21 protein-coding genes are annotated in these 18,388 nt (G+C 55.6%); 4 read left to right on the forward strand and 17 right to left on the reverse strand.

Translation table 11 applies throughout. From position 1 onward, the window contains the following. Positions 1–12: 12 nt before the first annotated feature. Positions 13–666: an amino acid ABC transporter permease gene (locus ACREYQ_RS14950; protein ID WP_026201215.1), complete on the reverse strand. Its 654-nt coding sequence runs from the start codon at positions 664–666 to the stop codon at positions 13–15. Positions 667–776: 110 nt separating this feature from the next. Next, positions 777–1,580: an amino acid ABC transporter substrate-binding protein gene (locus tag ACREYQ_RS14955; RefSeq protein ID WP_432258343.1), complete on the reverse strand. Its 804-nt coding sequence runs from the start codon at positions 1,578–1,580 to the stop codon at positions 777–779. Positions 1,581–2,100: 520 nt separating this feature from the next. Here ACREYQ_RS14955 and ACREYQ_RS14960 point away from each other — a divergent pair. Further along, the gene (locus ACREYQ_RS14960; RefSeq protein WP_432258344.1) at positions 2,101–2,724 is read left to right on the forward strand and encodes a hypothetical protein; all 624 of its coding nucleotides are present in this window, start codon (positions 2,101–2,103) and stop codon (positions 2,722–2,724) included. Next, positions 2,721–4,619, forward strand: a complete 1,899-nt coding sequence (locus ACREYQ_RS14965; protein WP_432258345.1) for a caspase family protein — start codon at positions 2,721–2,723, stop codon at positions 4,617–4,619. Before ACREYQ_RS14960 ends, ACREYQ_RS14965 begins: the two co-directional genes overlap by 4 nt. Positions 4,620–4,981: 362 nt before the next feature. Here the strand turns inward: ACREYQ_RS14965 and ACREYQ_RS14970 are convergent, their stop codons facing one another. From ACREYQ_RS14970 to ACREYQ_RS15040, 15 genes are all read right to left on the reverse strand, one after another. Further along, entirely contained in the window at positions 4,982–5,485 is a 504-nt protein-coding gene (locus tag ACREYQ_RS14970; RefSeq protein ID WP_432258346.1) for a hypothetical protein, read from the reverse strand. 113 nt (positions 5,486–5,598) lie between these two features. Continuing rightward, the gene (locus ACREYQ_RS14975; RefSeq protein ID WP_432258347.1) at positions 5,599–6,102 is read right to left on the reverse strand and encodes a hypothetical protein; all 504 of its coding nucleotides are present in this window, start codon (positions 6,100–6,102) and stop codon (positions 5,599–5,601) included. Between the two features lie 17 nt (positions 6,103–6,119). Further along, positions 6,120–6,722 carry an HAD domain-containing protein gene (locus ACREYQ_RS14980; RefSeq protein ID WP_432258348.1) on the reverse strand — a complete coding sequence of 201 codons (603 nt, stop codon included), beginning with the start codon at positions 6,720–6,722 and terminating at the stop codon, positions 6,120–6,122. A gap of 43 nt (positions 6,723–6,765) precedes the next feature. Further along, positions 6,766–7,290, reverse strand: coding sequence for a hypothetical protein (locus ACREYQ_RS14985; protein ID WP_432258349.1), 525 nt, complete (start codon positions 7,288–7,290; stop codon positions 6,766–6,768). 87 nt (positions 7,291–7,377) lie between these two features. Next, a complete protein-coding gene (locus ACREYQ_RS14990; RefSeq protein WP_432258350.1) occupies positions 7,378–7,791 on the reverse strand; it encodes a hypothetical protein in 414 nt (137 codons plus the stop codon). Between the two features lie 10 nt (positions 7,792–7,801). After that, the gene (locus tag ACREYQ_RS14995) at positions 7,802–8,704 is read right to left on the reverse strand and encodes a TniQ family protein (RefSeq protein WP_432258351.1); all 903 of its coding nucleotides are present in this window, start codon (positions 8,702–8,704) and stop codon (positions 7,802–7,804) included. Between the two features lie 63 nt (positions 8,705–8,767). Continuing rightward, positions 8,768–9,769 (reverse strand): TniQ family protein, encoded by a 1,002-nt coding sequence (locus ACREYQ_RS15000; RefSeq protein ID WP_432258352.1) that lies wholly within the window; start codon positions 9,767–9,769, stop codon positions 8,768–8,770. 5 nt (positions 9,770–9,774) lie between these two features. Further along, the gene (locus ACREYQ_RS15005; RefSeq protein ID WP_432258353.1) at positions 9,775–10,749 is read right to left on the reverse strand and encodes a TniB family NTP-binding protein; all 975 of its coding nucleotides are present in this window, start codon (positions 10,747–10,749) and stop codon (positions 9,775–9,777) included. A gap of 116 nt (positions 10,750–10,865) precedes the next feature. Further along, positions 10,866–12,662: a hypothetical protein gene (locus ACREYQ_RS15010; protein ID WP_432258354.1), complete on the reverse strand. Its 1,797-nt coding sequence runs from the start codon at positions 12,660–12,662 to the stop codon at positions 10,866–10,868. A gap of 68 nt (positions 12,663–12,730) precedes the next feature. Then, positions 12,731–14,335 carry an IS66 family transposase gene (gene tnpC, locus ACREYQ_RS15015; protein ID WP_432258355.1) on the reverse strand — a complete coding sequence of 535 codons (1,605 nt, stop codon included), beginning with the start codon at positions 14,333–14,335 and terminating at the stop codon, positions 12,731–12,733. A gap of 57 nt (positions 14,336–14,392) precedes the next feature. After that, positions 14,393–14,746: an IS66 family insertion sequence element accessory protein TnpB gene (gene tnpB, locus ACREYQ_RS15020; RefSeq protein ID WP_006163467.1), complete on the reverse strand. Its 354-nt coding sequence runs from the start codon at positions 14,744–14,746 to the stop codon at positions 14,393–14,395. Then, positions 14,746–15,216: an IS66-like element accessory protein TnpA gene (tnpA, locus tag ACREYQ_RS15025; RefSeq protein ID WP_432258356.1), complete on the reverse strand. Its 471-nt coding sequence runs from the start codon at positions 15,214–15,216 to the stop codon at positions 14,746–14,748. Before tnpA ends, tnpB begins: the two co-directional genes overlap by 1 nt. 45 nt (positions 15,217–15,261) lie before the next feature. Beyond that, entirely contained in the window at positions 15,262–15,513 is a 252-nt protein-coding gene (locus ACREYQ_RS15030; protein WP_432258357.1) for a hypothetical protein, read from the reverse strand. Between the two features lie 108 nt (positions 15,514–15,621). Then, complete coding sequence (locus tag ACREYQ_RS15035) at positions 15,622–16,512, reverse strand: Tn7 transposase TnsA N-terminal domain-containing protein (protein WP_432258358.1); 891 nt, start codon at positions 16,510–16,512, stop codon at positions 15,622–15,624. A gap of 185 nt (positions 16,513–16,697) precedes the next feature. Then, a complete protein-coding gene (locus tag ACREYQ_RS15040; RefSeq protein ID WP_432258359.1) occupies positions 16,698–17,228 on the reverse strand; it encodes a helix-turn-helix domain-containing protein in 531 nt (176 codons plus the stop codon). A 525-nt stretch (positions 17,229–17,753) separates the two neighbouring features. Here ACREYQ_RS15040 and ACREYQ_RS15045 point away from each other — a divergent pair. Continuing rightward, positions 17,754–17,963, forward strand: a complete 210-nt coding sequence (locus ACREYQ_RS15045) for a transcriptional regulator (protein ID WP_432258360.1) — start codon at positions 17,754–17,756, stop codon at positions 17,961–17,963. Positions 17,964–18,167: 204 nt separating this feature from the next. Next, positions 18,168–18,311 carry a hypothetical protein gene (locus ACREYQ_RS15050; protein WP_432258361.1) on the forward strand — a complete coding sequence of 48 codons (144 nt, stop codon included), beginning with the start codon at positions 18,168–18,170 and terminating at the stop codon, positions 18,309–18,311. Positions 18,312–18,388 lie beyond the last annotated feature (77 nt).

The following is an 18,388-nucleotide window of genomic DNA, read 5'->3' on the forward strand; positions in this document are numbered from 1 at the left end:
GCGCCGGTCGGGCTAGTCATCATGTTTGGCATAGCGTTTTTCGAGATTCTGGAAGAACCAGGTCAGAATCAGCGTCATCACGAGATAGAAGAGCGCGGCGACCAGGAAAGGCGTGGTGGTGAAATCGCGCTGCACGATGCCGCGCGCGGTGCGAAGAATATCGTTGAGGGCCAGCACGTAGATCAGGGACGTGTCCTTGATCAGCGTAATGGTTTCGTTGCTGACCGGCGGCAAGACCCGGCTGACCATCTGCGGCAGCACGACCCGGCGCATGGTCTGGAAGTAGCTCATGCCCAGCGCCTTGCTGGCCTCATACTGGCCGCGATCGACTGACTTGATCCCGGCACGGAAAATCTCCGCGAAATAGGCCGCGTAGTTCAGGGCAAAGGCGACCACCGCGGCGGGAAAGTCGGGCAGGCGCACGCCGATGACCGGCACGAACGGCAGCGCGAAATAGATAAACAGCATCTGCAGCATCAGCGGCGTGCCGCGCATCAGCCAGATGTAGCCATTGACCAGGCCGCTCAGCCACGGCCATGACGAGATGCGTGCCAGCGCCAGCGCCAGGCCCAGCGGCACCGACAGGGCGAGCGTGATGGCAAACAGTGTGAGCGTGACTTGCGCACCCTGCGCCAATGGCGCCAGAAGAGATAAGACGTAGTCCATGCTCGCGTGAAACAGAAAGGGGTGGAATCCCGGGCGCCAGGGCGGCGCCCGGGTCCGGATGCGGCGCGGCGCCCGGCCTGAACGGCGCAGGGCGTCACGCAGCGTCCGGATTACCTGGTGATGTCAGTGCCAAACCACTGCGTGGCGATGCGGGCTGCCGTGCCATCCTGCTTCATGGAGGCCAGGGTCTTGTCGAGCTTGCCGAGCAGCTCGGCGTCATCCTTGCGCACGCCCACGCCATACTCTTCGGTACCGAAGTTTTCCTCCAGCACCTTGTATTCGCCGGCACGCTTGCTGATCAGGTAGCGCCCCACGACTTCATCCACCACGATCGCGTCGAGGCGGCCGGTCGACAGGTCCATCAGGGCCGTCACGTTGTCGCCGAAGGTCTTGAGTTCCTTCAGGCTGGCGGCGACCTGGGCTTCCTTCTTGATCGCATCCACCGCGCTGCTGCCGTCCTGCGCGCCGACGACGCGGCCGGCCAGGTCCGCCTTGGCCTTCACCGGGGAGTTGGCACCGACGATGACGATCTGGTGGTTCGTCATATAGGGCGCGGTGAAGCTGATGTTCTTCTTTCGCTCTTCGGTAATGGTCAGCCCGTTCCACAGCACATCCACGCGCTTGCCGTTGAGCTCCGCCTCCTTGGCGCTCCAGTCGATCGGCTTGAATTCAACCGTCATGCCGAGACGGCGGCTGGCCTCCTTTGCCATATCGATATCGAAGCCGACCAGCTCGTTGCTGTTATCGCGGAAACCCATCGGCGGGAAGTTGTCGTCCAGGCCGACAATGATCTTGCTGGCCGTGGCCGTGGCCGTGGCCGTGTCGGTGCCGGCGGCGGGGGCTGCGTCTTTCTTGCCGCACGCCGCAAACAGCGCCACGGACGAAATCAGGAGTAATGCAGCGATCTTCTTCATAAGATTTCCAATGCGGATAGAGGCAAATAGGCGAACATGCCGGGGTCCGCACGCGGATGCCGGCAGGTTTCAGATTGTTGTTGGCAGCGCGATTATAGAGCGGCGCCCGCGACCGGCATTGCGGACCCTGCCGGCATTGGCAGCCACGTGCCCGCCCCCGCTGTCGTCCGCCAAGAATACCCAGATAAAATCTTCTTTTTTATCAATTAGTTAGCCACACTCTGACGCTTTGCAGGTCGTCCAAAATTGCCAATCATCGTCAGAGTTGGCACATTTCGTGCCATTCGGCAACAGAGGCATAATACGTCACTCAATCGACATCTTGATCAGCAAGACTTACGCCGCACATCGCCGCCTCCCGTTCGCATCACACGGCCAAGCGACCTGGTTGGATTCCTAGGAGTCGCACCTCGGCCAGCAATGTAGCGACAAGGCTTCACATGCACCTGCGCTATGCGAACACGACGCATGGCATTGAGTCTGATCGCAATGGAAGGCGAAGCAGCAGATCTCACACTAAATGAGCATGCACGACTACAAGATCTTCCCGTGGCCTCAGGAGTCAAGGCAGCTAATGGAGGCATTCAATCGTATGGTGGCCGATCGGCTGGAGGTCCGCCGTGCGGAATTCATCAATGCAGACAATGTGCAGCACTTCACGCACGGTGTCGCGTGGCAGGCCCATAACAGTTCTGAACCCGATGAGGTGACAGAACTCAAGACCCACTCGCATGAAATCTCTATTCGTTTTGATGACGTCAAGAACGGAAGGCTCGCGATCATCCAAGAGCAAGCCGACGCGCTCACCGATGCCATGCACGAAGCGCTGGTTAGGAGCCTATTCGCGACCGTTAGCGCGGGGGCAGATCGAGTGGGCAACGTGGTCCACAACCAGGGCAATGTTGCAGCATCTCTGATAGAGATGCTCGAGAAGATTGAATTTGGTGTCGACCGCGAAGGCAATGTCACGCGCCCTTCCATCTACGTTGCTCCTGAGAATCTTCAAGCATTAGATCCTCGACTATTGACAGCACAGGATCCGGACATTCAGGAGCGAATTGAGGCGCTAACCAAGAAGAAGACAGACGACGCACTGTCACGGGAAAGGGAGCGTCGTGAGAAGTTTCGGGGTCCGCGACCATGACTGCAATGCTGCTCTGCGTCGGTTGCGACGAATACGAGTACATTGACCGGCTTCAAGGGGCGGAAAGGGATGCCAGGGAAATGTATGCAGCCCTGACGTCGGGTCCAAGTGCTGTTTTTGCCCCAACACATTCTGTCTTGCTTCCTTCTCCCACACTGCAAGAGCTGCGGAACACGCTATCCCACATGCAAGACGGGACGGTGCGCGCAACAACCCTTACGGTCTTCTTTGCGGGACACGGGACTCTATCGTATGGGAGCTATTACTTTTGCGTCCGGGACACGCAGGTTCACAAAATGTCCACCAGTGGTTTCGCGCTGACCCATCTGTTTGAGTTTGTCAACGAGTCCGGCGTCAGTCACTGCAATATCATCATTGACGCCTGCAACGCAGGCGGTATGGTTGCCGATATCGGCGCACTCCTGAAGCCTGAGATCATCGGACGATCGAAGTCGGTCGGCGTTTCCATCTTCGTCTCCGCTGCAAGCGATCAGTATGCCGCCGAAGTTGCGACCGGAGGATACGGCACCTCGGCGCTGATTCGCGTCCTGAAGGGGGACATTGACACGGGGTCCAGATCCTCCCACCTGGACCTGCTTGACGTTGGCAGAGCTGCGGCTCAAACAGTTATCTCGGAATCAGCGGGCGAGCAATCGCCATCGGTTTGGGGCATGAATCTTTATGGTGCTGCAGCGATCTGTACCAATCCTCACGCTTCGGAAGGGGCTTGGTCCATGCTGGGAACAACAGGGATTTCGCCCGACTCCGCCGCCGGACAACTGATTGCGGAATGCACGCCGTTCATATTCCGGCTCATGTCTGGTCGCGCGGAAGACATGTCTCCGCGTGCAATCTTTCAGGGCCTCTATCAGCACGTACGTGATCTTGCACCAATCCCCGGAGCTGCAGCGCAGCTTGTCGAGGGTATCCATCGATCTCTCCTCAGTAGCCCTGGTTCACGAGAACACAGCTTCTTGCGTGCCGAGATAACTGCGACCTGCATAGCAATGCTGCTTAGAGATGTCATCAGGGACGCGGATATCGCCGGCCTGTGTGGCCGGCTCGGTATGGACCTCATAGAGCAGGTGTCCACTGCCCTTGACGAGACAGCAGTCGCTCTTCGGCAACCGGGCGGCATTTGTCAGTCCGGAATTCCCGATCTGTTCCTTCTTCCGCAGCGAATTTCCCGAATTCTCGGATGGGGAGCCGCCGCTCTTCTGATTGCCGAGCATCTCTCAGTCGACACACGAGAGCTTAGTGAGCGCTTTATTGCTGTTCAGCAGGTACTTTTCGACGAGTACGGAGCGAACCTGTGTGGCATGAGCGAGCGTGAGACCCCATTCTGGATGACTTACCTGGTATGGCATCGTAGGAATGGGACCGCAGAGCATGGCGAACAGTTACTTGGGATGCTCTGGAGCGGGCTACTAAATTGCAATGGTGCCTTCGCACATTGTAGTTTGAAACCCGCTGAGGCATTTAAGTACTTGTGCCTCCGTGCTCGCGCAGACGGCGAAAGCGATGGGGAACTTCGCGCCAATCCGTCGGAAATGTTGGCACTGACGATGCTACTCGGCTCCTACTTTGGACTTGATGACGTGTTCGATCCAGACATGGAGCGACTGGATCATGCCCATGCGTTCATTTTTCTCCCAAGCGATCACACCGAGTTCGCCGAGATAGTGATCCGAGAAGGGCGAAATCACGTCTTCCAAGTCGGCCACGGCGTCTGGACGCTGAGCGACCTGCGTGACCGCTGGTCGACAGTATGTGTCCCTCAGCTATTGGGTGACGCCAGTCTGATGCGGATGGAAGTGGGCATTGGCGCTTTGTGTGCCGCCCTGATCTTTCCAGATCGCGTACCTTGGTTTTTGCTCAGGCTGATCAGCGAATAATGACTCGTCAAGAGTTGGTGCAGATAGTGCCCGTGCACGATTACAAAGGACGTCGCTCTTTCGTTCGCCTGGCCTAAGTCCCCATGCCTTGGCGAGAACAATTTTGGCACGACATTCAAGGCTCTGCCGTACCATCGTTTTCCGGTGACGGGGACCTAGCCTATGCATAGGACTGGGATACGTGGGTAGCTGGAAATTGGCATGGCAGCAAAGGGCCAGTTGGCCTTGACGCTGTAAGCCATTGAGAATGTCACAGCAGTTTCGTATTGCCTCGCCGGCGGTGTACCGTTCACTGTGGATCAGCCGGTCCGGCACCAGACCGTGCGCAACCAGGTAGTCCGCCATGCGATACGTTGTATTATCTACTTGGCGACCAACTTCGTCCGCCTGCGCGCATCCTTCCACGCCATCCAGCCCAATCGATGCGCATGCGCGTCTTGTAGCGCGTGGTGCCATGGGCGATCAGGATGCTCGTGAAATCGACAAACCGCTTTGTGAAACACCGCTGTGTCAATGAGCGGACGCAAGTCAAATCGCCCGGAGACGTTCATCGGGAGGGGATAGCCTGCGAGTTGGACGAAGATTTCCCAGTCCCACTCACTATCACACGAAATGGTTAAACTTCGAGGAAGGGTACCAATCCAATTCCGAACGTCAACGGGCAGCATTGCTGCCTGGACGGTCACATCCTTAAAGCGCCCGAGAAGGGGTACAACATTCGACCGTACGAACGCGCTGCACGTATCGAGATCGAAGTTCGCCACTTCTCGGTAGAAAACATGCTGCCCATCCTCCGACACCATCCCGATGCTGATAGGTTCTCGGTCGGCGAGATTTGTGAATTCGGTGTCGAGGAATACCAGCATTCGATATCAGGGCCAAGAAAAGCTACTACGCTGTTACATAAGAGCTTACAGTCTCAAATCCGCGAGACTGTCTAGTATGCGCGCCATGATTTCTGACGGCGGTAAGGTATAAGTCAAAAATTGAAGCGTGAAGGCTTCACATCAGCTACCGGGACAACATTGCTGAGTTCCCCTACTAACGAGGCTCGCAATGCTCGGGTGTCATGTAGGGCATGATGCCTACCACCATATTGGGAAAAATAAGCTTCCTGTTGGCTAGGATTAATTAAGTGCCCGACAAGAACCCCTCGCCACCCACTAGGGACCTCTCCTAGTAGATCGATGAGCAGATCCCAATCAATAACGTTGTCGACGCAAACTAGGCACTCGCCACCTGCAGCGGGAATCCCCTGCCACCAGTTGAGCAATGCATCGCGCAACTCACAAGCTGTGTAGAGTGGAGCGGCCTGCTTCCCAAGCTGCGGCAGTACTGTCTCGCGAACAAACTCGCTACATACCGACACGTCGAAATCGGACCGTTCGCCGTAGAACTCATCACCAGTTTCGCTGACCAACGCAATACTAATCAACTCGCAACTGATGAAGTCTGTGAACTCGCAATCAACATAGAGCCTCACGGTCGCCCCCCCCAAAGTCAATCGTAGATGCACGAGCCACCACCACGATCACTGCTGTGCGCGCAAGCATACAACCGTTCGATCAACAACTCTTGAGTGGCCGGGTCAGAAAGACCTGTACTTGGGTCGGTCGCAACAAGCCGATGCGCAACGCTTTGATCCCAACCCAAAATGTCGTCATCGATTGCGATCCAAGAGTCCCCCGGCTTCTTCGTGCTGATGTATCTTGCAATTTGCTGATACCGCGTCAGCTCGCTCCATCTTTCAGAGATCCGGTGGAAGCCTTCCCTGTGCTGCGACATCATCGAATGCCAAGTACCCCCGATTACACGACTTTGTAACCAAGGCGATAGAAAAGCTCTTGCCTTCGAGAAGCCAAGCTCACGGACCCAGGAAGTCGATAGGACGATCTTCACATCGCTGTACGGCTCGAGAAGTCGTTCAAGTATTGGCATCCACATGAACAATTCACCATCGGCACGTAGTTCAATATAGGACCTTCTCCTAGATTGCACATAGTAAGCCGCATCGGGATGGAGAACGCCATCGTAGTCAAGGAAAACAATCATTTCAACAAATGTGGCGCTCTTGCGCCTCCCTCCACGGCTTCCCAACATCATGCGTCCAAACCATCTTAAACGACTCCATACGACTCATGCCTCATCAAGCCACGCTAAAACCGTGCAGCGAAACATTGAACTCCGATCGCCAGCGATCGACTTCAACACCCAGCGCCAATAAGCCACGTTCTTGAAAAGAATTCGCAAGTGAATCGCTATTCAGTAACAGTGTGAATTTCGCCATCACATTTCGTGTAGCGTGATGAATTGTCCACGCAGGATGAAGACCTATTTCAACATTTCGGCTGCAGCCCCAGCTTGCGAGCCATCCTAGATTGATTATTCTATTGCGATCGGTAATGACATGCCTTGGCCGCGCCTGCATTTCACCTAGTGATTCGACGACACAATCTAGGAATGACGATACTTCCTCTCCTAGCGGCCGGCTGTCAATGCGAGCTGCCAAACAGACTCCGCTACCGGCGTCGATAATAAAACTCGCGAACATCTCCGGCTTGCGCCGGACACATTGTGACAGCAGTATCCATGTATCGGCATCCCAAGCCTCAGGAATGCCTTCAAAGGCTGCTGCATGAGTCAACTGTTGACGTGCTGTCGGCTTTCTCATCGCATCGTCCCCTTACTCCGACTGTGCCTAAACAGCTCAGCCAATCGTGCCAAAAAACCTGCTCTCCACCTCTCTCCGACATCAGCTTCACGTCTCTTTTTGAGAGAGGATCCTCCCCCATGATCTACAGTTGCTCGCCATTGTCCTTTTGACCGGCGCCAATAGATCAAGACTCACACCCACGACCTGTAGCGGCCGAACGATGTCTCGCTCAATATCCTCAATAACAGCCGTTGTCACGTAGACCGACGTCGCCCCATTCGCATTCTGCCCATACTCCCTCAAGACAACGTCATAGTTTCCGGTGAACTCAGTTCCAGTCCCGTCATTCGCGATTTCGATGTCTCCCAGCAAACGGGCCGCTGTTTCATCGCCATTCTGTATTAGTTCCACTCGAACTCTTAACATATTCATTCTCCCGATAAACGACAGCGACTTCTGCCGATCAGATCGTTCATGTTGCCTGCCAAATACCGTTTTCCGGTCTTTATATGACGTCATATCATTTCTCCTACTTCCCGGAAAAAACATCTACGGTGCTAAACTTATGCCACCGCTCACGAAAGATGACATCGTACTTAAATCCGATGATGCGCTTCCTAGATGAATGAGTCCGCCGCGTGATACGTAGAATAAGTCGATCGAGTTTAGGAAGCGTATCCAAACGTGCACTACCTCGAGGCACGTAGTCTTCGGCGTCCAGGCATTTAGCAACCTCTTCATAGAAGCCACGCAGCAATTCGAAATCTTCATCATCTAGCTTCGTGCAGCTTTGAAGTGCGAGTTCCCCATCGCACTTGATGCAACGGCCAACCGCACCGGGCAAAGACCAACGGCCCTTGTCACCGCTGAGGGCCAGGTCTTGCCTCGCACCACATGCGGTACATTGATCTCGTAGCCAGCATTGATGTTCTGGACAACAAAGGTTGAATTCGAGCCGCCAGACATAGCGAAAGTATGGCGTAGCGCCGTCACGCATACAGGCCGGACACCACCTCTGTACTGGGCGCCCAGAATGAAACTGGTATGTGAGAAAGAGATAGTGGCTGTTATTCAGGTAAGAATGAGTCGTAAAAGTGAGCGCAGCGATAGGGGCTGGATGCGTCTGAAGAAGTATCGATAAGCGGTCACGCACAATGGCTCGGTCGAGCCCGAAGTCTAGACCGGTGCTGGGCCCATCGTATCCAATGGCACGAATCAACCTTCGAGGATGCAAGCGATGGTGGGACCCGACTCGATAGATCCAACTGCTAATCGCCTCGCCCAGTATCGGTTGTGGAGAACCGTGGAGTCGTGGTGTATTTTCGCACCCCCAAGGAAGGGAAGAGCTACGCCTCACTAACGCACGGGTTCGATGCCGAGCAAGGATGGCTCCGTCAGGGTCTTTATCCGGGTACATATGTCGTGGCGTCATCTCGTTCCCTTTGTGCCTGTGTAACAATCCCACCCTGGTCCCGATGCGCTGCCCGCGCAGGAGCTAGTCTAAATCCAGTTCCAGCTGCTTCACATATCCTCGGAGCGCTCCATCCATACGAAGCTCTCGAGTAATAGACCGTGCGCAATGTTGAAACAGTGCGAAGACTCCCAAGGGATCATTCCGTTCTGTTGCCCACGCAACACCATCTCGTACACCACGCAACATCCGTGATGCCTCACCACTTGAGGTAGCAGCCTTGCACTTTGCAAATGCGGAAATTCGACTTGCGAAGCTCTCAGGCCAGGCGTCCAACATTTCCATCATCACCTGTGCTCGCCGTGCACTTTGGCTTACATTTATTTCAACACCACCCCGCCTCGCACGGATGGCAGCGCTCGATTCGTCAAATGGCAACAACGCCAGAAACCGTAGTGTCCGAAGTGCTGAAGACCTGTCGGCAAGGAGCAGGTTGTTCACTGCCTGCGACGTAGGCCCGAGTGCCGGTAGCTTGCATTGGGGACCAGTCGATTCCAATAGCACGCTAATCGTATGAGCGGATCGCAATGCATAGCATGGTTGAACCTTTCTGAAATCCTTCCCACATATACAAGTAACAATGCTACGCCTTGATGCCCCGATCCTCCGCCCGCAGGTAGGGCAACTATCAATCAGGGAAGCGGCATGCTTCCTGCAAGCGGCAGCTAGTCCAAACTCCCATGCAAATCGCAGTACTGGTGCTTCTATCAAGCAGATCGGACAAACAGCCAGTCGTGCACGAGGCATAATTTCAGCATGGTTCAGCCACGTATCATTGTGGCGAAATTCTCCCCGTCTGCAATTTCCAACGCGCCAGTATCCATCAAGGGACGCAACGTTGATCGGATCGCTACGCAGGACCTCCGCAAGAAGAGCTGCACACCCGATGGACATTCGCTTTGGGTCCCTGAATATCTTGCGGGTCAGTTCAGTCGGTGACACACGATTGGCAGCGGCGCCTCGGAGGATGTAACTCCGAACGCTCTCTGCGGGATGCGGACCGATGGGATAAAATAACCTTTCCATCGTAGTCACCTCCTGCGGGACAGGACGCTCGTCTTTCCACGTACTGGCTTCGATGACGTTCTGGAGGAATCTGATTCGCTCTCCTGGGAGAGGTCGATTTCGACGGCGCGCATGGCCAGTCGGTCTATGGCTAGTTCGAGATACTCTTCTCGCAACTTCAGCATGCGTTCCTCAGAAGCGATGCGAACCATCTCCGAGACGAGGTGCTTCAGTCGTCTGAAGTTCCCGTGTGTTACTGCATGCATCCTTCTCGAAACGTCCTCTGCTGTAACATCGAAGTCGAACTTGTAGCCTGTACCACCCGCTAGTGCGTTACCTAAGCCGACAAGCAACGATCGCCATTCGCCCGTATATTTGTACTGCGGAAGCTCAATGGAGCCGGGCCATCGACTGCCAAGCTGATCGTCGTGCTCACAAAGTTCGTTAAAGCTATGCAGTCCTGCCCACGCCATCCCCCTCCCCGACAGGTCGGACAGTCTCTTCATATACTCACCCACGTCGCCAGCCAGCATGTCCTTGTTGCCACGCATGCGAGAAGCGGGGAGGATTCGATGTGCTTCATCGAACAGCATGGTGGTGGTCTGACACGCATCCAATGACCTAATCACATCCTTCTCCAACTTCTCATCCGCGTCCCTTGCTCCTGGCATGCTGTTACCCAATGCCTTCAGGATCGCATCTGCCACGGACGTTGGTGTGGGCCTGCGCGGGATGCTTATGCATACAACGGGACATTGGATCCGAAAGCCGCCATCAATCCTGGGATACATCTTCATTATCTTTTCGAAGATGAATGACTTCCCGGTCCCGCCGACGCCATATATCCGAAGGCCGCCCGGTCGCTTCGTCACGTTCGCTCTGGCGATTAAGGTTTGAATGGCCAAGATCGCCCTCGTTGAAGCCACTGTTTCGACGCGAAGGCGTTCAATGACATCATCAAGAAGGGAATCCGTAGGTTCACCGGAACCGGAACTTTTCAAGGCGCGATCCACCGCGCTCGCAGGAGCTCGGTAGTCGCCGAAAAGGTTTTGATCAGGGAACTCTCCCTGCAACGCTCTGCCTTGATTACTCGGGAATGGTCTCGTCATAGCATGCCTCAATCCATGCTCCATCCGGGAACTTGTTCGTCCGAGTTGTCGGGACGCTGACGGTCCGCAGTAGGCCAGATACCTTGGTTAGATATCTCTTCCCGATCCTTAGGTGAGATATCAATGGGAACACTGGTGCAATCGAGAACCGATCTGATTTCGCCCCTATAGATCGCGGCGCTGTCCAATTGTGCCAGTGCCGCGAGACCGGTCAGTTCCCTCGGCCCAAGGTGTCCGAGCTTGTTGATATCCTTGTGTAGGGAGTCATGGATCTCACCTTGAGCGTTCGCCAGATCATCAATCACGCAGTGGCGTCGTCTGTAGTCCTTGATATAGCGCTTCAGCAGCTTATGTTGGAATAGACTCAGTCCGTTTGCGTAATCGAGAGAGGTACACGGGATGCAAGCGTACTTCTTGAGGTCTGGATGAAGTAGATGGATGAACCCGAGATTCTCGGGTGCCACGACGTAGTCAACCAGCAAGCCGGGGCCATGTTTCCTAAAAAGAGCATCTGTATCTGCAGACGCATACTGGAGGGATTCAAAAGCGATGCCCCTACGTGTCAGCGGCGCGGTCCTACGATGGCCCAACACTGCCTCCAGCTTGTCGATATGACTTATCCCGACCCGATCGATATCATCTACATGCTGATTCCAGATCTCAATGGGTGATAGATGTTTCCTCGAATTTGGAGATATATGCACAAAGTCGACAACCCATTTGTGGAGAAGATAGATCAGCGTGGAGAAGCGGACAACCGCAGTAGTCTTAGGATCGTACTCACCACGGACCAGAAGACTTCGGAACGTCTTTCCAGGAATGTCGTCGAGGAACGTTAGCTCCATCATTCCGAAGAATCGCTCTATCGAGCCTTTTGTCCATGGTTGGCGCGCCGGACTGTACACGTACCGAGCGCCAAGCTCTGCTATCGCTATGCGAAAGCTCTCCGACATGAACTCTGCACCTCGATCGACCTGATACGCGGCTGAAAGGCCCCATGGCGTCCATTCATTAATGATTCCTGGCCAAAATCCCCTGACATCCCGATGAGGGAGGATCGAGTGCTTCAGCGCGCCGAATACACTCCGCAAACTTGGGGCGCAAAAGGTAACAAAGAACCCGAGTACCGCGCCGGAGAATCGATCCCTAATGACCGTGATCCAGGGTCTTCCCAGCGGGATCAGGAGGCGATCGTCGATAACGTAAAGATTGAGCCTAGTGTGATCAATCTCAGCAAAGTCGAGAATGGATCTGGCCGGACTACTGCTCTTGACATGCTTGAACTTCGCCAGTGCCGCCTGGTGCCCATACCTCGACTCGTAGACTTCGAAAGCAGGCTTAGCCTTGATACGCCGGAGGAACGTTCGCTCCGACATTACACGGCATTCAGTTACGCCATGCTCAGCGCGCTGGCGGTTTTCCCTTCTTACGGATCGAATGTAACTTAGATAAGCTGTCTTTACGGATGGGCGACGTAGATTACAGTATTTATCATTAATAACTTTATCTACAATTTCCTCATGTGAGGCGTCCACGCTGGCTGACCGCCGGACGCCTTCACGACCGGAAACTAAACTAGTTGGTTGGCTTCCGCTCTCCTCGTACTTTTTCATCCAGGCGGATATCGATGACTCACCTGGGGTATTCTTGTCGCCCAACTCAGCGGCGATCATCCTTGCCGCTTCGGCAATCAGCTTAAGCTGTCCTCGGGTGATGCCACGGTCTTGTATCCCCTGAATGTAGGAGAGCTTTCTCAATACGTGCAGCTGCTCACGCTCGCTATAGTGCATCAGAGAGATAGACACATCCTGATCGTCGCCTTCCTTGAATCGTAAGCGCCAGTTTCGGCACACCTTGAGTGCGACGAGCGTATTCAGGCAGGATGCGGCGGGGCGGCTTTCGGCGGGGCGAAGTTGAACGGCAACAGGTCGCTGATGTCGGCGTCTGGCGTTCGCTGTGGCAACTCTGTGAGCACGTGGAGCATATAGGCATATGGCTCGACGTCACAGGCCCGGCACGTCAGCATCAGGCTATAGATCATGGCGCTTGCCTTGGCGCCGGCCACGGTGTCTGCGAAGAGCCACGCCTTTCGGCCTGTGCAGAATGGCCGAATGTCACGTTCCACCGCGTTGTTGTCCACCGGCGCCCGTCCATCGATAGCGTATCGACTCAGGTATTCCCACTGATTGCGCGCGTAGGCGATGGCCTTGCCCAGCAGGCTTTCCGGCAGTACCTGCGGCGCCTGCTCATCCAGCCACGCCTTGAAGGCTTTCAGTAACGGTACGCTGTGTTGCTGACGCAGCCGGTACGTGTAGTTGGCGCGTGTTTCGCCGTTGGGCAGATCCTCCTTGGCGAGCGCTTCGACCTGATACAGGGCCTTGAAGTACTCGAGGGCCTTTCCCACTCGAGCGCTGGGCTTCTTCTGACCCTTTTGCGCATCAACGAACATCCTCCTTGAGTGCGCCAGGCAGCCGAAGTGCGTGACGTCTTCGAGGGTACGCCAGGCACTGTAGCCATCGGTCATCAGCATGCCCTCGTAGCCGGCGAGGAACGCCCGCGGATACTCTTGTCCGCGCCCCGGCCGGTAGTCGAATAGCACCACCGGATGCTCGCAATCCTCCGCGCTGCGATACACCCACATATACGATTTGCTCTGCGCGGCCTTGCCTTCCTCCTTGAGCACCTGCACCGTCGTCTCATCGGCATGGATCAGTGGCTGCGACAGCAGCGTGCGGCGTAGCGCCTCGTACAGACGGCTGTAGTGCAATTGCGCAGGGCGAATGATCCAGTTCGCCAGCGTGCCACGGCCAACCGCAATCCCAGCGCGCCCCAGCGCATCTTCCATGCGGTACAGCGGTGTGCCGTCAACGTATTTGCCGATGGTCACCGTCGCCAGCATCGCCGGGCTTGCGTTGCTGCCCGGCAGGGGTTGGGCTGGCATCGGCGCGGTCAACACCGGCGTGCGCTCGGCATTGCGATCGCAGTGCCGACACGCGTATTTGAAGCGTACGTGCTGCAGTACCGAGACCTTTGCTTCGATGTGCAACTGCTCGCTGACTTCCTCGCCCATGCGGTGCATCGATCCCTGACAGCATGGGCAGATCTTCTGGTCTTCGGTCAGGTCGTACTCGATGCGCTGGCGCGGCAGCTCTGCCGGTAGCGGCTTGCGGCCGCGTTTTCGGCCTGCAGACCTGTCAGGTTCCGGCAATCCCGTGTCCGGAAGCGCGAATGCGTCATCCTCGTCATCAGGCAGAGCCGTGGCAGCCATCTGCTCGGCTTCATCGAACACGCGGTCCTTGAGCTTCTCGCTGCTCGGTGCGAAGCGTTTGGACTGTGCGAGGCGGAACTGCTCTTCGAGGAGCTTGATGCGCTCGGTCAGCTCGGCGATGTGCTGGGCGTTAGTGGCAGCCCGCGCTTCGAGCTCGCGGATATAGGCTTGGGCCGCCGGCGGCAATCCCGAGAAGTCGTGTTCGTTCATGCTGGACACGATAGCGCAGCTACCACGCAGATAGGTATACGTCACCCCGAACAGCAATCAAGCCGTGTGCTGATATTGGCGTGACGGGTGGCGCTGCACGGCGTCCACATCGATACCGTCCAGCAGCCAGTGCAACTGCTCGGTTGTCAGCTCGATCACTGTTTGCTGACGCCGTGGCCACGCGAAGCGGTCTTCCTCCAGGCGCTTGAGCAGCAACCAGAACCCGTTGCGGTCCCACAGCAACAGCTTGACGCGGTTGCGCCGGCGGTTATGGAAGGCATAGACGGCGCGGGCAAAGGGATCAAGCTGCATCGACTGCTCGACCAGCGCAACCAATCCATTGATCCCGAGGCGGAAATCCACGGCATTGCGGTGAAGGTAGACCTGCACGTCGGCGCCGAATCGGAACATCAACGCACTCCCAACGCTTCGATCATCGCCTTCACAAGCGTAACGTCCTGCCCGCCGCATTCAAGTTCGAGCGTCACGCCGTTGGGTAGCCGCGCCCTCAGTAGCGCTGGTGTCAGAGATGGGCGTTGCGATGGTTGCGTGCGAGCAGGCGCCTCGGCCGGCGGACTTCCACGCACCACCGGCGGTTCCGTGACACGCATCACGTCGCTCACCTCGACGACCGGCACGAACGCCGGCAACGTAGACCCTGTGGCCGCGGCGGCTTCATTTGCGACCTGGTGCAGCCGAATCCACTTGCGCAACTGGTTCGTATTGATGCCGAGCTTGAGAGCCATCCCGGCTACCGATACCCCAGGCCGCAGACATGCCTCGACCAGTCGGCGCTTGTCCCTTCGGTCAAAGTCCCGCTTTCCGTTGGAGCGAATACGGATCACCCTCAGCGGCGGAACGTCAAACTCGGCTTCCATCATGATTGCGTCCGCAAATAGTGGTTGCGGACGCAAGCCTGCCCACTCTCAGCCGCAAATACTAGGTGGGGTCAATTTCGCGCTTACCTTGAATCTCAGCTCACCGTGGTTAGACAACGCCTTCTTTATCTTGATGCTACCTTCCGCGAGTCGACTCCAGAAGTCGCCCTCCCGGATCACGGTTGATACCCCAGTCAAAGGATCCTTGAAGTAGATCTCCTCATGACTTCGACCGACAAGTTCCCAAAGCGTGCCGCTACCTTCTATGACTAGTCCCTTGGAAAGATAGAAGCGTTCCATGCTAGCTCCGACAAAGACCTCTCAATTTCCAGGATTTGGCTTCGTGCCATAACATCGAATCTAAACGATTCGCTCTCGGATACGACACTGCTCTCCAATGAGAAGCGTCTAGAGAATATTTCCGAATCTGGAACGTATCTTAAGTACTGATCTCGGAGCCGTCGCAAGTTGTAGCCTTCGTTGATCCTTCGGGATACGACCCAAAGAGAGCTCTTCCAGAAGATCACTGAATTCACCTGCATTCAAAATCTCCGATGAATCGAACAAGCTGAACGGTCTGCCAGGGAGCGAGATGCCGCTCCGAGGCGTCAGTTCGGCGTACCAGTCGCAAGCCAAACGCCGGTGTGCCAGCAGACGTAGAATCTCGCCAAAAGATACGTCGGCTGCGTACATGACATCTTTGATAGACAGGCTTTGGTCGCGCAGCACATGTGAGATCACGCTGAAGGAGGAGTCGTCCGGCGGGAGCCGAAGGTGCGTTTGCAGCTTCAGCAGGTTCTGCTCTAGGAAGCGTCCGCAACTGAAGACATCATCTGTAATGAAGACCAACGACGCGTGTAGCTCACAGAGCTGACGCGCTTTAGCTGCATGCTTCTCGAGATCTTCGTAGCGGAGCAGGGTCTCTAACTCCTTGACCTCGACCAGAGCGGGACCGCGTTTACGCCGTATATAGATATCAGGGGTGTATCTATGCTTTCTGCCCTGCCATTCATACGTCAACCTAAGCGGCTGGGTGGCGGCAAAGTGGATATCCGCTGCAAGTGCAATGGCTAGGCTTGCAAGCGCCTCCAACGCCGATTCGTCGATGGCATGGTAGGTACCACGTCCAGGGAAGAAGCTTCCGCCGACAGTACGACCGGGGTGTAGGTTCTCGATCTCCCGCATTGGCGCCGCAGGATCAACAAGTCGACCCCGAATCACAACACCGTCGGGCTCCCGGTAGGTCAAAGACGGCTGGTGCCGGCTCTGTAAGCTGGCATGTGGACTTGACTTGGACACTGGCGCTCTCCTTGTGGGCGCCGGTGTCTAGGTCTGGACACTGGCGCCATTTTTTGGACAAAAGGAGTCCCTTGACGCGTGCCCACCAGAACGACATACTGGGGATTCCTAGGCCAAGCCAGTATGTTGATTTTCTGGTGAGGCAAGCGGCGAGGTGCTCGAAAGGGTGTCTCGCCGTTTTCTTTTTACATGGTCTCCTCCTCGGATTGCTCAGCTCGTACGGCTGCTGCGACCACCCTTGTCACCAAGGACAACTCCCGAGGTGGAAGACTCGCGAACAATGAAACGATGTCCAGCGCATTGGATGGCCAACTTGCTACTGAAACGAGGAGTTGAAGCTTCTCGTCAGGCAGAGAGGATAGTTTCGACAGCAACTCGATACCAACTTGGTCCTTCTTGACCAACTGGTAGAGATGTTCACGTAGAGATTCGAGCTGTGCCTGCGGCAGCAACTGCTCAAGCTGATGCCCGGATCGCTCCCAAAATGCGGCGTGCAATAGCGTCGCTCGATCCTCAGGGCCCGCCTCGATGGCGTCGAGAATCTTATGCAGTGCTTCCAAGGAAGGGGGAGCTCTGCGACCGTTCTCGAACGACGCGAAGTACGACTGATCGAGACCTGCAGCAATGGCCACATCTTTCTGCTTGAGACCCGAGCGGCGCCGAAGCACATGCAGCATCTCGGAAAAGGAGGAGGACGGAAGGATTGTATGGGTCAATTTGAGGACTCACTATTCCATTGCTGTAGTCGCCGTTCCACTCCACGATCAACAGGATACTAGGACGCTATTTGGTAGATGTAAATGTCCCCGTGATATGCGCGTATCTCATCACCAACTTTCAACTTAATTCCATCAGATTTGATTAAAGTGACGGTCATTTGATGAAATACGTCACGCTAACGCGAATTCTTCTTCCTTCCCGTTAGAATCACCACAAAGCTAGACACTTATATCCTTCCCTCACGTAAATTTAATGTTTATTTTGTGTGCGGTTGACATTCGATCAACCTGCCCCCGATAGAACTAGTGCAGCACCGGCACGCGGCACGCTCATCCACGAAAGGCTCGGAACGCCTGGCGATCTTAGATGACGGCTTGACAAGATCGCTAGATTGATACTCACTATCTGTAGCGAAGCGGCGACACCACTCAACCTCCCCCCCTCTGCGTCACGACTCACTTGCCACTCTGCCTTCGCCCGGAAGCACCAATGCTGCCGGCTCGCCAACAGGATCATTAGGGATGGACTTCGACAAATTCAAACAACAAGACCTCCTACGCTACGCTATGACTCATCTTTCAATGAATCGGAAACAGTTCGCGGAAGAGATTGCTACGACGAAGAGAGCGTTGGACAACTGGCTATTACCCACCGAATCCGCCGAACATCGACCGATGCCGAAGATGGCGCGCAAGTTGATCTGCTTGATACTTGAGCAGCATTTCGAGTAGCGACTCTCGAAGAATGTACTGAATGACAACTACCGAGCATCATCGGTTAAGTCCCCTTGCGCGAATGTGTGTCATTGGCGAAGGATGTTCTCTCCGAGCAGCATGGCTTCGAAGGCTCCGCTATGGGTATGCGAAGTGGATTTTTGACGGACAGACTTCAGTTGAACTTGGATAGAGGTGGATGGATTTCGGACGGACATATTTGTGAAGCGTACCGTCATTGAACTCAAGGAACTCAGGAAAGAGTTCCCCAAGCATGTTGTAAGAATTCTCCTGTGCCTGGAGGAAGCTGGATTCAAGACGACGGCCAATGAGGCCACCTTTTTCTTGGGCGGAGTGCTCGGATGACGTCTGCGCGATTTGGCTTGATCCCTTCTGCCCGCTGATTTGTGTGCGCAGTTGGGTTGGAAGGCTGGGGACCAGTT

Source organism: Cupriavidus sp. TMH.W2, assembly GCF_050847365.1.
In the GTDB taxonomy this organism is placed as follows: Bacteria; Pseudomonadota; Gammaproteobacteria; order Burkholderiales; family Burkholderiaceae; genus Cupriavidus.

Excerpts from the sequence above, each read along its gene's own strand:
- ACREYQ_RS14950 (WP_026201215.1), bottom strand. The coding sequence starts at position 666 with ATGGACTACGTCTTATCTCTTCTGGCGCCATTGGCGCAGGGTGCGCAA.
- ACREYQ_RS14955 (WP_432258343.1), bottom strand. The coding sequence starts at position 1,580 with ATGAAGAAGATCGCTGCATTACTCCTGATTTCGTCCGTGGCGCTGTTT.
- ACREYQ_RS14960 (WP_432258344.1), top strand. The coding sequence starts at position 2,101 with ATGAGCATGCACGACTACAAGATCTTCCCGTGGCCTCAGGAGTCAAGG.
- ACREYQ_RS14965 (WP_432258345.1), top strand. The coding sequence starts at position 2,721 with ATGACTGCAATGCTGCTCTGCGTCGGTTGCGACGAATACGAGTACATT.
- ACREYQ_RS14970 (WP_432258346.1), bottom strand. The coding sequence starts at position 5,485 with ATGCTGGTATTCCTCGACACCGAATTCACAAATCTCGCCGACCGAGAA.
- ACREYQ_RS14980 (WP_432258348.1), bottom strand. The coding sequence starts at position 6,722 with ATGATGTTGGGAAGCCGTGGAGGGAGGCGCAAGAGCGCCACATTTGTT.
- ACREYQ_RS14985 (WP_432258349.1), bottom strand. The coding sequence starts at position 7,290 with ATGAGAAAGCCGACAGCACGTCAACAGTTGACTCATGCAGCAGCCTTT.
- ACREYQ_RS14990 (WP_432258350.1), bottom strand. The coding sequence starts at position 7,791 with ATGACGTCATATAAAGACCGGAAAACGGTATTTGGCAGGCAACATGAA.
- ACREYQ_RS14995 (WP_432258351.1), bottom strand. The coding sequence starts at position 8,704 with ATGACGCCACGACATATGTACCCGGATAAAGACCCTGACGGAGCCATC.
- ACREYQ_RS15000 (WP_432258352.1), bottom strand. The coding sequence starts at position 9,769 with ATGGAAAGGTTATTTTATCCCATCGGTCCGCATCCCGCAGAGAGCGTT.
- tnpC (WP_432258355.1), bottom strand. The coding sequence starts at position 14,335 with ATGAACGAACACGACTTCTCGGGATTGCCGCCGGCGGCCCAAGCCTAT.
- tnpB (WP_006163467.1), bottom strand. The coding sequence starts at position 14,746 with ATGTTCCGATTCGGCGCCGACGTGCAGGTCTACCTTCACCGCAATGCC.
- tnpA (WP_432258356.1), bottom strand. The coding sequence starts at position 15,216 with ATGATGGAAGCCGAGTTTGACGTTCCGCCGCTGAGGGTGATCCGTATT.
- ACREYQ_RS15030 (WP_432258357.1), bottom strand. The coding sequence starts at position 15,513 with ATGGAACGCTTCTATCTTTCCAAGGGACTAGTCATAGAAGGTAGCGGC.
- ACREYQ_RS15045 (WP_432258360.1), top strand. The coding sequence starts at position 17,754 with ATGGACTTCGACAAATTCAAACAACAAGACCTCCTACGCTACGCTATG.